This is a genomic window from Chryseobacterium mucoviscidosis (assembly GCF_002177115.1).
GTDB lineage: Bacteria > Bacteroidota > Bacteroidia > Flavobacteriales > Weeksellaceae > Chryseobacterium > Chryseobacterium mucoviscidosis.
Genome location: NZ_MVAG01000057.1, coordinates 236,181 through 251,649, shown reverse-complemented (window position 1 = coordinate 251,649; position 15,469 = coordinate 236,181). Strand labels below are relative to the sequence as shown.

The following is a 15,469-nucleotide window of genomic DNA, read 5'->3' as shown; positions in this document are numbered from 1 at the left end:
TAAATTATTTTGAAGTTTGAAAAGAATATAAACTTAACTCTTTGTGGTGATCATCACAATTTGTGTAATTCCTTTTTCTTTAAATTTTTTCCTGATCTTATCGTCTTTAAGAACCATTACATATTTTATATCTTCAGCCGGAATTTTTTTTACAGTCTCAATATCTGTTTCTTTTTTATTGATGTAAAAGAGAGAATTTTCAGACTTTGCATCAGCTTTTTTCAAAGAAGCTTCCAAAAGTGAATTTTCCCTCGTCTTTACTTCAGTTTGCTGAGCATTTGCAACAGTCATTACTCCAAAAGTAAAAACTGCTGTTATCAATAATTTGAAATTTGGTATTTTCATGTAGTATCGTAATTTATTTTTTAACCTCACATTTAGAATAATAATCCATCAGCAAAGGCTTTTCATATCCTAAGCTTACCGCTTTATCCAGACTTGCACAAGCTTCTTTCGGTTTTGCTGTTTCAAATAAAATCAAAGCTTTGTTCACATGAGCCTGAGCGAATTTCGGATCTATAGAAATCGCTTTATTAACGTCCGCAAGAGCTTCTTTGTTTTTTTTCAGCCTAAAATAAACGTCTCCTCTCCCACTGTAAAGCAAAGATTCAGGCTTTTCGGAGATAAGCTGATTGTAGTCTTTTAAAGCACCTTCAAGATCTCCGCTGTTCTTTTTCAGATTTGCGAGTCCGGTTCTTGCATAAATATTATCGGGTGCAAAGGTAAGAATCTGGTTAAGATCTTTCATGGCAAGATCTTTTTTGCCTAAACTTTCATAGACTTTGGAACGGGTAAGGTAAATATCTGCGTTTTCAGGCTCAATCTGAAGCCCCTTGTTGAGATAATCTATTGCCGCCTGTTTATTTCCTTTCTGCCCGTGAATGGAGCCTAAATTGGCGTATACAGCAGCAGACATAGGATTGGCTTTTAAGGCAGATTCGTAAGATTTAAAAGCAAGCGTAGTTTTGCCAAGTCTTCTCTGGGCAGTTCCTAAATTGTTGTAATATTCCGACTGTAATTTCTGGATTCTTTCACTTTGAGCCAATTTGGAATATTGTTCTTCCGCACACTTATAGTCTGCTTTCTGAAAGCAGTCTTCAGCTATTTTTTTGTCCTGTGCGTTAAGATTGAATGAAGCAAATACTGCTGCTAAAAGGAATAAAGATTTTTTCATGAAGTTATTTTTTGTTTGTTGATTACTTTTTTTGCGAGCGCACTGAAAACCACTCCCAATAAAGATCCAACAAACGCCCCCACCAAAATATCTATCGGGAAATGCACTCCTAAATAAATGCGGCTGTACGCAACCACTGCCGCCCATACAAATATAACATAAGGAAACCATTTAAGATTCTTTTTTAATAAAATACTTAAATAAGTTGCAAGAAAAAATGTATTGGAAGCATGAGCAGAATAAAAACCGTACTGTCCGCCACATTTCACAATTCTCATGTGATGCTCCAGTGTAGGATCGTGACACGGTCTGAGTCTTGCGACCCCATATTTGAAAATACCGGCAAGCTGATCTGAAACCGTCACGCCTATACCGACAAAGATTAATATAAAAACCAAAGATCTTAGTTTATAGTTCTTAAATAAAAAGTAGCAGAAAATAATGTAAAGCGGAATCCAGATCCATGTACTGGAAATGAGCTGCCAAAACTGATCAAAAGATTGGTCTCCCAAGTTATTGAGAAACAAAAAGACTTTTTTATCTTCCTGAATGATCTCGTCCATCCTATCTGCTTACAGGACCTTCGTAGGTTTCGTCTTCAGAAGGTTTTGGTTTTGGAGGTTCATTGGATGCATGAGCTGTCTGAGGTTCTGTTAAGATATCTTTCTGAATATCATTCATCGGATTGAAATCTTTTGCAGCATCTTTTACTTTCTCAATTTCACGCTTGATCTCAGAAACAGGGTTATCTGTCTCTTTCATGATCTCGGTTTTGATGTCTTCCACTGCGCCACGCATTTTTCTTACACCCGAACCCAAGTCGCGTGCAATCTGAGGAAGTTTATCCGGTCCGAATAATACTACGATTGCTATGGCAATCAGTGCCATTTCTCCAATGCTTAATTCCATATTGTAAAATTACGAAAGATATGCGAAATTGGATGTTAAATATTAACTTTTAATAAAATATTAAGCTGTATTAAAAACATTTCAGATTTTCAAAATTTCATAAAAAATTGATTAATAAATAATTACCACATAAAAACATAACTTTCTAATATTGTAACTATTTACTAATTATTTCTTTAAATGCAGTCTACACTTCTTCTTTTTTGATATTTTTTTTCCTGAAATTAATATAGGTAATAACTACGCTGATGGTCATTAAAATGAAAGCCAGGAAAAAAGGTGCTCCTGAAAACTGAAATGGGGCTTTATCGTGGGTGAAAAAATAAAAAAGATTGGTCATCATCGGAGGACCGATAATAGAAGTGGCACTCATTAAACTTGTTAATGCACCCTGCAATTCTCCCTGTTCATTAGCCGGAACACTTTTAGTAATTACAGATTGCAAAGCCGGTCCGCAGATTCCGCCTAAACAGTAAGGGACTAAAAATGCAAACATCATCCAGCCCTGCGTTGCAAACGCAAACAGAAGCATTCCGACTGCATACAGAGCAAGACCGTAATAAATGCTTTTTTCTTCTCCCAATTTAGGCGTTGTCCATCGGATCAAGCCTCCCTGAACCAAACCTACGAGCAAACCGACTACTCCTAAGGAAATCCCGACCATTCTTTCATTCCAGTTGAATTTATACATGGTGAAGAAGCTCCAGTTGCTTTGTACAGCATGTCCTGCAATATAAATTAAGATCAAAGAAACTATTAAACCTGAGATTTCGGGATGTTTTCCTAAAAATTTAAAAGATCCGATAGGATTTGCTCTTTTCCAGTTGAATTCTCTTCTTTTATCTTTGTCTAAACTTTCAGGAAGGATAAAATATCCGTAAAGGAAATTCAGCAAGCACAATCCTGCAGCCGCGTAAAAAGGAACTCTGGAACCATAATGTCCCAAAAGACCACCCAAAACAGGACCAATGATAAATCCAAGTCCAAAAGCAGCTCCAATGAGTCCAAAGTTTTTTGCACGGTCTTCATCTGTAGAAATATCCGCAATATAAGCACTCGCCGTAGTTACACTTGCGCCTGTAATTCCGGCAATAACGCGGCCTAAAAACAGCCAGACAATGGAAGGAGCCAAAGCAAGGAAAATATAATCTATTGAAAAACCGAAAAGCGAGATGAGAATAATGGGTCTCCGTCCGAATTTATCACTGAGGTTACCGACAATCGGAGAGAAAATAAACTGTGTAAATGCATAGGCAAAACCAAGCCAGCCTCCATATTTTGCCGCTTCACTTATGTTACTATGAATAAGTTCTTCAATAAGTTTGGGAACCACTGGAATGATAATTCCCCACCCCGTAATATCAATCAGTAAGGTTATAAAAATGAAACCGATTGCGGCTTTTTTTCTCGAATTTTCCATACGTATACAAAATTATAAAAATATTGATTTCAAATGGTATTAATTATTTGTTGATTGATATTTGTTATTGTAACTGAAGATTTGATGTTTTTGTGTGAAAGGAATTTTCCCGACTGCAACCCTAGTCCTGATTGCAGCATTTGTTTGAGCTCATTTTTTAGTTTTGGATTCCGGGCGCGGCGAAGCCGCGCCCGGAATCCAAAACTAAAAAATAGCGAGTGCGGAAAGCAGGAAATAACTCCTGATTAAATAAAGAATTTAATAACAATAAAAATTTTAAGGAGAAGTTTTCAAAATCCACAAAAAAAGCCTCCCGAAACCGGAAGGCTTTTATTCTTATTTATTGTAGTATAAGTTATTTTGAAGCAAGTACTTCTTTATTGGTTGTTGATTTACCATGTACTTCATCTTCTTTTCCTGTTTTCAGGAAGTCGTAGGCAATTGCGGATGCCACGAAGATGGATGAATATGTACCGAAACCAATACCGATTAACATCGCAAACATAAATCCTCTAAGGTTATCTCCACCGAAAATGAAGATTGCCAGAATTACAAGAATTGTTGTAAATGAGGTGTTGAAGGTTCTACCCAAAGTACTTGAAATAGAATCATCAAACAATCCTGCCAATGTTAACGATTTCTTCTCTCTTAAATATTCTCTGATTCTGTCGAAGATAATTACGGTATCGTTAATTGAGTACCCCAATACGGTAAGGATCGCAGCGATGAAATCCTGATTGATCTCCATATTGAACGGCATATATTTGTGAAGCAATGAATACGCTCCCAAAATAATGATCGCATCGTGGAATAACGCAGCAACCGCACCCAAAGAGAACTGCCATTTTCTGAATCTTAATAAGATGTAGATAAAGATAATTCCTAAAGCTCCTAAAACGGCGTAGATCCCGTGAATTTTGATATCATCTGCAACCGAAGGTCCAACTTTCTCGGAAGAAATAATTCCTGCATGCTCTTTATCTGCTGATTTGAAATCTTTCAATGTTGTTCCTGCAGGTAAGTTTGATTTTAGACCTTCGTATAATTTTTGCTCAATTACCTGATCTGCTTTTAAAGATTCGTCTTCGATAAGGTAATCTGTAGAGATCTTTACCTGGTTGTTGCTTCCGAAAGTTTTAGCTTCAACAGAAGAGTTTTTACCGTCTTCCGTTTTGAATAAAGCGACTAATTTGTCTTCAACATCTTCCGCTTTTACATCTTTATCAAATCTTACCACGTAGTTTCTACCACCTGTAAAGTCGATACCATATTTGAAACCGTGCGTTGCGATTGAAATAATACAGATAACCGTTAAAACAGCTGAGAAAATGTATGCATATTTTCTTTTCCCGATAAAATCGATCCAAGTATTTCTGAATAGATTTTTTGTTGCCGGAGTCCATACAGAAAGTCCTTTTCCTTTAGACAATCTTGAGAAGATCATTACTCTTGAAAGCAATACGGACGTGAACAATGTCATTGCTACCCCGATCATCAAAGTCAATGCGAAACCTTTGATAGGTCCTGTTCCGAAGAAGAACAATACAACAGCCGTTAAGAATGTGGTTGTGTGACCATCGATAATCGCATTCAATGCGTGTTTGAAACCATCTTTATATGCTTCAAGAATACTTTTTCCTGCGAATAATTCTTCTTTTGTTCTTTCGTAAATGATAACGTTTGTATCAACAGCAACTGCCATCGTTAAAACGATACCCGCGATACCCGGAAGCGTAAGCGTAAAGTCGCCCGAATCCATAATACCGAAAATATAGAATAAGTTGATGATCATGGCAATTACTGCATAAACACCTGCTCCACCGTAGTAGAAAATGATGTAAACGATAATGATCGCAAAGGCAATCATGAACGACATTAACCCTGCATCAATCGATTCCTGACCTAAAGACGGCCCTACAACCGTAGCCTGAACTACTTTTGCACCTGCCGGTAATTTACCCGCTCCTAAAACGTCAACCAGTTCTTTTGCTTCCTCCTGAGAGAAGTTCCCAGAAATCTGAGTTCTACCGTTTGGAATAGCACCTACAACGTTCGGCGCAGTGTAAACTCTGCCATCAAGCGTTACAGCAACAGGTTTTCCAACGTTTTTCTCCGTTAATGTTTTCCATTCTTTAGCCCCTTTAGAATCCATCTGCATATCTACCACTACTCTGCTCAACTCATCATAGCTGATGTTTGCACTTTCTACAGCACCGTCTACCGGAGCTTTCTGGTTGATATTTCCTCTGATGGCATATAATACTAAGCTTTCAGCATCGGAAGCTTCCGGCTTGTATCCCCACATAAACTGGGTATATTTAATATTTGCAGGACGTAAAGACTTTGCAACTTTGCTGTTTAAAATTTTGTTTACAACAGCAGTATCAGACAATTTTACACTTCCTACAGCACTTTGGCTCATAGATTTTCCACCCTGCATGATATTCATGAAGTTAACATTTTTTGCAACTCCCATAGAATCTCCTTTTGCAGCGATCATAGTAGCTAATGTCTGGAAATAAGGATACACTTCAGGAGATTGCTGCACTTCCCAGAACTGAAGTTTTGCAGAAGTCTGAAGCATTTTCTTTACTTTATCGATATCCTTCATCCCCGGCATTTCAACAGAAATTCTTGCTGTACCCGGAACTCTCTGAACGTTCGGCTGGATTGCCCCCAACTTATCAATTCTGGTTCTGATTACCTCAAAAGCGGTTCCTACAGATGCATCGATCTTTCTTTTAACAATTGCTTTTACCTGATCATCAGGCGTGTTGTACTTTACTTCAGTAAGCGTTGTGTTTCCGAAAAGTTCCGGATCTGCCAACTTCAGATTTGTACCTTTTGCTTTGTTAATTGCATCGAACTGATCGAAGAAATTGTCGATGTAAGCTTTTGTAGAATTCTTCTGAACTTCATCTGTCTTGTTTAAAGCCTCAATAAGGATCGGATTTGTAGAATACCCTGTAAGATCATTCACAAGATCTCTCTGGTTGATTTCCAAAAGAACGTTGATCCCCCCTTTAAGGTCAAGACCAAGCTTCATTTCCTTGTCTTTGGCTTTTGTGTAATAAAGTTTAGTGAATCCCAGATTCAGAGTATCCTTAGAAAGTTTTGCAATTTCTTTCTGATACTTCTCCGGATTGTCTCCTGCAATAGCAGTCGCCTGCTTTTCAATTTTGCTGGCGTACCATGTTGGTAATAGCTCATTTAAGCAAATTAACCCTAGTACAATAGCAACAATTGTAATAAGTCCTTTTCCTTGCATTTTGTTATAACTACGTTAAATTAAGTCGGCAAATATAATCATTTTCTTGAATTTTATGAATTTTTAACAACAGAAATCGTTTATTTTCAGATATATCGGCATTCTTATTTTCATTTAAGATTTAATAATTTTTTCGTGATATTTTAATGAATTTTTCAATGGTTCATTGGTATGAAATTTTCATTCAAATTTAATACACTAAATATCAAAATATTATGAAAAAACTACTTTTTTGCGCAGGTATTTTTTCTTCCCTCCTCTTTAATGCCCAAAGCATTACTCTGGAAGAATTTGCGACCGGGTTTACGGCACCCGTAGAAATCACCAACGCCAACGACAGCCGGATGTTTGTTGTTCAGCAAAACGGAATCATTAAAATTTTACAATCGAATGGAACAGTAAACTCTACTAATTTTTTAAACATCAGCTCAAAAATCACTTACGGAGGAGAAAGAGGGCTTCTCGGACTGGCTTTTCACCCGCAATACCCAACGAACGGGTATTTTTTTGTGTATTACAATGATACCGGCGGAAATATTACTGTAGCCAGATACACCAGAAGTTCTGCCAATCCTGATGTTGCCGATCCTGCAACTGAAAAAATTGTTCTGAATCTCCCAAAACCTTTTGACAATCACAACGGAGGAAGTATTCATTTTGCACCGGATGGTTATTTGTGGGTCGTTACAGGCGATGGCGGAAGCGGCGGCGATCCGAACAATAATGCCCAGAATAAGAATTCTCTTTTGGGTAAATTACTAAGATTGGATATCAACTCTACCGGACCTTACAATATTCCGCCGGGAAATCCTTTTGTGGGAGTTGACGGAGCCGATGAAGTCTGGGCTTACGGATTAAGAAATGCATGGAAATTTAATTTTGATACTGTTTCAGGTAATGTAATGATTGCCGATGTGGGACAGGGACAGATTGAAGAAATCAACAGAATGCCGTTAACACAAGCCGGAATTAACTACGGATGGCGCTGTTATGAAGGAAATAATACTTACAATACGGCAGGTTGCGCCGCGCAATCGACGATGACTTTTCCAGTTGCAGCCTATGATCATTCCGGAGGAAAATGTTCGATAACGGGAGGTTATGTTTACAGAGGAACGCAGTTTCCTGCGTTGCAGGGAAGGTATTTTTTTGCAGATTACTGCTCTACGCAGATCGGAAGTCTGAATTCCGATGATTCGATCACATGGACTTCCGCTTTTTCAGGCAATAATTTTTCAACATTCGGAGTGAATAATCAGAATGAGCTTTTTGTAGCTGCCGTTAACAGCGGTAAAATTTTCAGAATTACCACGACAAGTCTGGGAACGAATGAGAGCAGTATTTCAACCCAGATAAAAGTTTATCCGAATCCTGCTTCTAAAAAGATTTTCATCGAGGGTGTAAAAGATAAAAATACAACGGTTGAGATCATCAGTTTTGAAGGAAGAAAGGTTTTGGAACAGGGAAAAATTGAAAGTGACAACAGTGTAAATATTTCAGTAATTCCTGCAGGAGTTTATTTTATTAACTTGAATTCAGGAAATGAAAAATCTTACAGCAAAAAAATAATAATTAAATAAATTTTCAAACAGTTTTTTAATAGGCTTCAGTCGGTTTTCTGATTGAAGCTTTTTTTTAAAAAATAAAGAATTGAAAGAACCGGAAGGATTAAAATGAGTCTCATCCATAAAGAAAACCTCTCCGTTTCATCATCAAATAAAAAATTCGGAATCAGGGTTACCAAAAGAAAAGCAGCCATAAAAAATACAATTTCGGGAACTGATATTGACTTTGTCTCATGTTCATTTTTTTCAGATTTTGAGCTTAAAATCCAGAAAATTAAAAACAGAATCATAAAAGGGAAACTCCAGATTCTGTAAGTATCATAAGCGATGGCATGCAACAGCAACGGAATAAAAGAAACTGATGCCAAAAGTATGAAGAGCTGAATATTCTTCTGTAATTTAAATTCCTTAAACATCATCCATAAAGAAAAAAGAAGCGGAATTCCGTAAAATATCGTCGCTTTAGATATAAATAGCCTTTGTATAAAATGCACATACTGATCTTTAAGATAATACGAAAAGCTTTTTGTATAGGCTCCAGAAACAGAATCTGCCACTTTTGGTGAAATTGATGAGCCTTTCAGATAGCTGAAAATTTCAGAATAATAATTTCCTCCATAAATTTCCTGAAAAAAAGAAATTGAAAACACGGCAAAAAGAGGCAGAATAATAAATACACCAAATTTCTTTAAAAGATGTTTTGAAATAATATCTCTGAATGAAAACTGCTGTATTGAAGTTTCATTCATAATAATGGAAAAACAACAGACAGGAAGCATCAGAAAAAGAGAAATCTCGTGAATAAAAATACTAAAAACGGCAACCAACGAAGATAAAAATAACTTTCCCCGCCCGATCAGGTAGACTGATAAAATAGTCAGCAGGAAAATAACATGATCAAAATAACCGATTAAATGAGCAGAAAACACGATGTATTGGGAAAGCAGAAAAATGACAAAGAATAAGATCCTGTAAAAACTTTTCTGAAAACTTAAGGTGGATTTTAATGCAATTTTTAAAATTAAAAAGTACAGTAAACATAAGATCCCTGCTGAAAGAACGGTAATCGAAAACAGCTTCTTCTCACATAAAAAACCGAATAATTCTCCGGCTAAACCTCTTTTGATAAATCCAAATCTGTAATCCAGCAACCAATGAGATCTTGCCCATTCATTCGGAATCCTTATTGTTTTTGAAACACTGAAAACCAACGCATACAGATAAAGAAATATCAAAAGAAATTTTCTGTTCATGCCATTATATCGTCATCGAGAAAATTCTCGTTTCCGGCTTGTTTCTCATCATTCTGAGATCAAAAACCATTGCTACATTTCTCGTAAAGGCTCTTCCTTTTTCTGTAATCTGGATATGATGACCGTTAATTTCCACCAGCTCATCATTTTCCATTTCTTTCAGCATTTCAAATGCATTTTCAAGCTCCGGAAAAGAATTATGGATGTCAAAAGTGGTTTCCAACTGACACATCAGGTTCAGAATATGTCTTCTTACCGTAAGATCTTCATCATTCAGAATATGACCTTTCACGACAGGAATTTCCTCTTCTTCCACCATTTTCTGGTATTCTTCCACGGTTTTGATATTCTGGGCAAAAGCATACCAAGAATCTGAAATGGCAGACATTCCCAAACCAACCATCAACTGGGTTTTGCTTGAGGTATAGCCCATGAAATTTCTGTGCAATTTCTTCTGAATCAGAGACTGGTACAAATCGTCATGTTCCAGAGAAAAATGATCCATTCCGACTTCGATGTAGCCTAATTCTTCTAATAATTTTTTACCGTCTTCGTACAAACGGCGTTTTTCTTCACCACTTGGCAAATCGTTTTCATCAAAACCTCTTTGTCCGACACCTTTCACCCACGGAACGTGCGCGTAAGAATAAAATGCCAATCGATCCGGTTTTAGTTCCATCGTTTTGCGGATGGTGCTTTCCATTGCTTCCCAAGTCTGATGCGGAAGTCCGAAAACCAAATCGTGACTGATTCCTCTGTAACCGATTTCTTTCGCCCACTCCGTCACTTCTCTTACTTTTTCGAAAGACTGAATTCTGTTGATCGCTTTCTGCACTTTCGGATCGTAATCCTGAACGCCAAAGCTTACTCTTCTGAAGCCTAAATCGTATAAAGTCTGAAGATGCTCTTTCGTGGTATTATTCGGATGTCCTTCAAAAGAAAATTCCTGATGTTCGGCAATTTCTACGGTTTCAAAAATTCCTTCCAGTAAGGTTTTTAAGTTTTTCGGAGAAAAGAAAGTGGGAGTTCCGCCTCCTAAATGCAATTCCTTCAGTTTAGGCTTTTCGTTAAACAGTTTAAGGTAAAGCTGCCACTCTTTCAAAACACTTTCGAGATAAGGAATTTCAACGCTGTGTTGTTTTGTGATCCGTTTGTGACACGCGCAGAACGTACATAAAGCTTCGCAAAAAGGAAGGTGAATGTATATGGAAATCCCCTCTTCTGCATTACTTTCTTTGAATGTTCGGATGACACTCTGCTTCCACAATTCCGGAGTGAAAGAATTTTCATCCCAGTAAGGAACGGTAGGATAAGAAGTGTAACGAGGTCCGGGAATGTTATATTTATCGATTAAAGAATTCATTTTCTGTTTACAATTTTAAGGTGAACCGAAATCAGGTTTCACAATGCAAAATTAACTATATCTGATGAATTTTGTATCATGAAATATATTAGTCGTTTTTATGAAATTTATAATGAGTCTAAATATTCCGAATTTAAATATGTTTAATCTAATTTCGAAATTAACCACAAAAGTGGCAAAAGACATCATACTGCATAATCAGAATATTCAAAGTGCTCAAAAGAATAAAAATCAAAGATTTTTAAAAACTATTGTGAACTTTTTCATTTATAATCATCAGCTTTAAATAAAAGGTTAGTTATCTTTTGTACCTTTGCGGTTAAATAAAAAGTTTAAACAGACTCCATATAAAACATCAAAGATAAGTTCAAAAAAATAATCGTTTCTGGAATTTATGAAGTTAAATTCTATTCTTTAGATTCAGAATTTCAATTTCATGACAGAAATTTTACCATTTCCTGCAAAAACAACGGTATTTTCATTAATCCATTGACAAACAAAAAACCCTTTCTCCTCCGAAATTTTCTTCCATGTTTTTCCGAAATCCGAAGAATAACTGATGTGTTGATCTCCGACAGAAATGATCTCTTTTCCTTTGGAATTTGGTTTAATTTTCACACAGGTTGTATATCCTGCATTTTGTCCGGAAGCCTGAATTTGCCAAGTTTCTCCGCCGTCATTGGTTGTGGCGATATTGTTGATATTAGCTTCCTGTTTTGTGTAATCTCCGCCAACCGCAATCCCGAATGTATCGTCTAAAAAATCGATGGAATAGATTCCCTGAGAAGATTCTCCCTGAATAACCGGAGTATTGAAAATTTTAAACTGATTATTCTTAAAATTTAATTTTAAAATTCTTGAAGCTTTCCCTCCTGTTGCAATCCATAAATAGTTTTTGGTGGATGAAATATTGGTATTGCTTGCTGCAAAAGCTGCTTCTCCCTCATTCAGTACGACATCATTTTTAAGCATAGTCCATTTTCCGTTATCAAATTTGGCAAGTTTTAATTTGCTGTCCTTATCTGCATCACTGAAAGTATAAGCCAGTTTATCATTCACAAAATGAAGCGCATCATAAAAAGCCGTTTTCACAGTATCTCTAAATACCACTTCATATTTCAAGCTTTTTTTATCAATCTTAAAAAATTCAGCGGGACTTTCGATATTAATGGCATAAAAAGCCTTTTTATCCTGTCCCAAAGTACGAAACTGCAATTTCTTTTCCGATAATTTAATCTGTTTCTGATTGTCTGTATTTTTAAGATCAACATAACCAAACTTGGAGTCCGTTCCGCTGTACCAGACTTTGTTATCGTAGATTTCAATAGCTCTGATGCTGATTTTATCGTTTAAAATTGTTTCTGAACTTTCGATCTTTTGAGAAAATGTAAAAATTCCGGAGAATGAAAGTAAAAATGGTAAAAGCTTTTTCATATTCACAAAAATAAAAAATCCACAGAATTCTGTGGATTTTATTTGATCTATTTATAAAATTTTAATCTAAATCAGGTTTTTCTAACGGCTCCTGCTCTGCTTTGAACGTTTCGCCATAACCTACTTTGTGAAGTTTACTGTTTCTTAAACTGTACGTAAAGTAAATGACCACACCAAGCGCTAACCAAGCCATGGAAAGGTATTTTGCCTCGTGGCTTAAGTTCCAGATCAGATAAAGATTGATGCAGATTCCTAATGTTGCAATTACAGGAAGCGCAGGAACTTTAAATGTTCTTGGCATATTCGGCTCTTTTTTTCTTAAGATCCAAACCGCAACACAAACCATTGTAAATGCGAATAAGGTACCGAAACTCGTCATATCTGCCAGTTTACTAATTGGTGTAAACGCTGCAACAGTAGCGATAATGATTCCTAAAAGCATTAAACTTTTAGCCGGTGTTTTTCTTACCGGATGAACATCGCTGAACATTTTAGGAATAAGACCGTCTTTAGACATTCCTAAGAAAATTCTCGATTGTCCCATGATCATTACCATCAATACGGAAATTAAACCTACAGTTGCTGCAATCGTGATGATGTATCCAGCCCAACCCTGTCCTGCAATTTCGAATGCATACGCTACAGGTGCTTTAATTGCGTCCGGATATTTTCCTTGTGGATTGAAGTCTGAGTAATGCATCATCCCTGTTAAAACAAGAGATACCAAAATATATAATCCTGTACAAACCAAAAGTGAAACGATGATCGCAAACGGAACATCTTTTTTCGGATTAATAGCTTCACCTGCCTGAGTAGAAACGGCATCGAAACCTACGTAAGCAAAGAAAATTGCCGCAGCTCCGGAAATAATACCTTGAATACCGTAAGCTTCTTTAAGATTTTCTCCTTCTTTTACCATTGTAGCAGCAGGAATGAAAGGATTCCAGTTGTCTGCATTAATGAAGAATGCTCCTGCAATAATCACGAAAAGAACCGCAGAAACCTTCATGATTACGATAAGGTTATTTGCTTTAGCCGCTTCTTTAGTTCCTTTGATAAGGATAGAAATTACAAAAATTACGATAAGGAATGCCGGTAAATTCATTGAAAAACCTTCTCCTGAATAACTTGCTGGATCTGAGGTAAGGTAATCCGGAAGATGAAGACCGAACATTTTTAACAACTTATTAAAATATCCCGACCAGGAAACGGCTACTGTCATAGATCCCATCGCATACTCGAGGATGAGTCCCCAACCGATGATCCATGCAAATATTTCTCCCACTGTTCCGTACGCATACGCATACGCTGAACCTTCAACAGGCAGAATAGATGCAAATTCTGAGTAACACAACGCTGCAAATACACAAGCAATTCCGGCAATAATGAAGGAAAGAGCCAATGCAGGTCCCGCATGATAATACGCTCCGGTACCTGTAAGTACGAAAATTCCTCCACCAATAATAGCCCCGATTCCGATAGCTGTAAGACTCCATTTACCGAGTACTCTTTTGAGCTGACTGCTTTTCATATCATTTTCGAAAGCACTCATCGGTTTTTTGGTCCAAATTTTAGACATATTTTATTATTTATTAAAGATTTACGAAAATATAAAAAATTTAGAAACATTAACGTTTATTAATAATTTTTCCGTGTTAATTTTAAATTATGAAACTTAAAAATCTGATTTTCATAATATTTAAATCATTGCAAAGTAAGTGTTTTTTTATTTACTTTTGAACGCATGAATGTATATGATCTTTTCATAAAACCTTATGAAACCTACTCTGCTACGCAGATTTTGCTGGAATTCTCGGCTACGGTATTCGGAATTTTAAGTGTTTATTTTTCCATTAAAAAAAATATCTGGGTTTATCCTACAGGAATTGTTTCAACTTTAATTTATGTGTACATTCTTTTTAATTTCGGGTTGCTCGGAGACTGTATGATTAATGTTTATTATACTGTAATGAGCGTTTACGGATGGATTCTGTGGGGAAAAAGTTCTCAAGATCACGTTCATGTGGAAGTAAGCTGGGCATCCAAAAAAGAATGGCTGTACGGAATTTTACTTTTCGTCTTAAGTTTAATTTTAGTAACGGTAGTGTATTATTTCAAGCCTTATATTGACAATCGATTTTCTATGAAAGGTGTGGATTTAGGCTTGGATCATTTGGATTGGGGAAACTGGCTGGATGTGATTACCACTTCTATTTTTCTGGTGGGTATGTGGTTTATGGCGAAAAGGCGCATAGAGAACTGGATTTTCTGGATCATCGGAGATTTTATCTGCATTCCGATGATGATTTATAAGGAACTCGGAATCACTTCGGTTCAATATTTGGTATTTACTATTATGGCGATCCAGGGATACGCCAGTTGGAAAAAAAGTTATAAAGAAAAAAAGTACATTCAAAAACATGAAAAATTTATTTAAAATAGCATTCAGCTTAATTACAATGGCAAGTTTAACTTCCTGCGCGATATATTCGGATCCTTATGTCAATAATTACGGAGATCCTTATTATGACAACGGATATTATTATGCGCCTCAGGGATATTACGGAAACGGCGGATATTGGGGAAACGACGGATATTATTACAGAAACGACTACACGTATTATTATGATAACGGGATGCCTTATTATTACCAGAATTATAATAACTCCAGAAGAAAAGTATATGTTGAAAGAAGATCGGGATCGAACGGAACGACTTCGGCAAGACCTAATAACGGTTTCAGAGGCGGTGTAAACGACGGAAGTTCGAACGGAAGTTTCAGACCGAACAACGGACAGAACACAAACCAGAGACCGAATAACGGATTCAGAAATCCACAGCAGAATACAACGACTCCACGACCTCAGAACAACGGAGGTTTCCGAAATAATTCGGGGAACAGCAATTCAAACAGTGGTTTCAGAAATAATTCCGGAAGCAATATGAATTCAAACAACAGAGGATTCAGAAACAGTTCGGGAGCTTCGACTCCTCAACCCCAGACAACTTCTCCTCAACCAACGAGAAGCGGAGGCGGATTCAGATAAAACCATTATAAATAAGGAAACGGACAGCTAACACTG

The 15,469-nt window shown here is 36.7% G+C and carries 13 protein-coding genes; 3 read left to right on the top strand and 10 right to left on the bottom strand.

Going from position 1 to position 15,469, the window contains the following annotated elements; translation table 11 throughout:
* Positions 1–33: 33 nt before the first annotated feature.
* From B0E34_RS02255 to secD, 6 genes are all read right to left on the bottom strand, one after another.
* Positions 34–345, bottom strand: a complete 312-nt coding sequence (locus tag B0E34_RS02255) for a hypothetical protein (RefSeq protein ID WP_123892009.1) — start codon at positions 343–345, stop codon at positions 34–36.
* A 13-nt stretch (positions 346–358) separates the two neighbouring features.
* Positions 359–1,174 (bottom strand): tetratricopeptide repeat protein, encoded by an 816-nt coding sequence (locus tag B0E34_RS02250; protein ID WP_087706396.1) that lies wholly within the window; start codon positions 1,172–1,174, stop codon positions 359–361.
* Complete coding sequence (locus tag B0E34_RS02245) at positions 1,171–1,737, bottom strand: phosphatase PAP2 family protein (RefSeq protein WP_087706395.1); 567 nt, start codon at positions 1,735–1,737, stop codon at positions 1,171–1,173. Before B0E34_RS02245 ends, B0E34_RS02250 begins: the two co-directional genes overlap by 4 nt.
* A gap of 1 nt (position 1,738) precedes the next feature.
* On the bottom strand, positions 1,739–2,083 hold the full coding sequence (locus tag B0E34_RS02240) for a Sec-independent protein translocase subunit TatA/TatB (protein WP_087706393.1): 345 nt from the start codon (positions 2,081–2,083) through the stop codon (positions 1,739–1,741).
* A 187-nt stretch (positions 2,084–2,270) separates the two neighbouring features.
* Complete coding sequence (locus B0E34_RS02235) at positions 2,271–3,503, bottom strand: TCR/Tet family MFS transporter (RefSeq protein WP_087706391.1); 1,233 nt, start codon at positions 3,501–3,503, stop codon at positions 2,271–2,273.
* A 355-nt stretch (positions 3,504–3,858) separates the two neighbouring features.
* Entirely contained in the window at positions 3,859–6,771 is a 2,913-nt protein-coding gene (gene secD, locus B0E34_RS02230; RefSeq protein WP_087706389.1) for a protein translocase subunit SecD, read from the bottom strand.
* 215 nt (positions 6,772–6,986) lie between these two features.
* Between secD and B0E34_RS02225 the strand changes: the two genes are divergently transcribed.
* Positions 6,987–8,351, top strand: coding sequence for a PQQ-dependent sugar dehydrogenase (locus B0E34_RS02225; protein WP_087706387.1), 1,365 nt, complete (start codon positions 6,987–6,989; stop codon positions 8,349–8,351).
* Between the two features lie 26 nt (positions 8,352–8,377).
* Here B0E34_RS02225 and B0E34_RS02220 read toward each other — a convergent pair whose 3' ends face one another.
* From B0E34_RS02220 to B0E34_RS02200, 4 genes are all read right to left on the bottom strand, one after another.
* Positions 8,378–9,589 carry an Rv1490 family membrane protein gene (locus B0E34_RS02220; RefSeq protein ID WP_087706385.1) on the bottom strand — a complete coding sequence of 404 codons (1,212 nt, stop codon included), beginning with the start codon at positions 9,587–9,589 and terminating at the stop codon, positions 8,378–8,380.
* 4 nt (positions 9,590–9,593) lie between these two features.
* Positions 9,594–10,952, bottom strand: a complete 1,359-nt coding sequence (hemN, locus tag B0E34_RS02215) for an oxygen-independent coproporphyrinogen III oxidase (protein WP_087706383.1) — start codon at positions 10,950–10,952, stop codon at positions 9,594–9,596.
* A gap of 420 nt (positions 10,953–11,372) precedes the next feature.
* Entirely contained in the window at positions 11,373–12,386 is a 1,014-nt protein-coding gene (locus B0E34_RS02205) for a WD40/YVTN/BNR-like repeat-containing protein (protein WP_087706379.1), read from the bottom strand.
* 61 nt (positions 12,387–12,447) lie between these two features.
* Positions 12,448–13,965 carry an APC family permease gene (locus B0E34_RS02200; RefSeq protein WP_084196433.1) on the bottom strand — a complete coding sequence of 506 codons (1,518 nt, stop codon included), beginning with the start codon at positions 13,963–13,965 and terminating at the stop codon, positions 12,448–12,450.
* Between the two features lie 165 nt (positions 13,966–14,130).
* Between B0E34_RS02200 and pnuC the strand changes: the two genes are divergently transcribed.
* Together pnuC and B0E34_RS02190 are read left to right on the top strand one after the other, a co-directional pair.
* On the top strand, positions 14,131–14,823 hold the full coding sequence (pnuC, locus tag B0E34_RS02195; RefSeq protein ID WP_087706378.1) for a nicotinamide riboside transporter PnuC: 693 nt from the start codon (positions 14,131–14,133) through the stop codon (positions 14,821–14,823).
* Positions 14,807–15,433 (top strand): hypothetical protein, encoded by a 627-nt coding sequence (locus B0E34_RS02190; protein WP_087706376.1) that lies wholly within the window; start codon positions 14,807–14,809, stop codon positions 15,431–15,433. The genes pnuC and B0E34_RS02190 overlap by 17 nt, the downstream gene beginning before the upstream one ends.
* Positions 15,434–15,469: the final 36 nt, after the last annotated feature.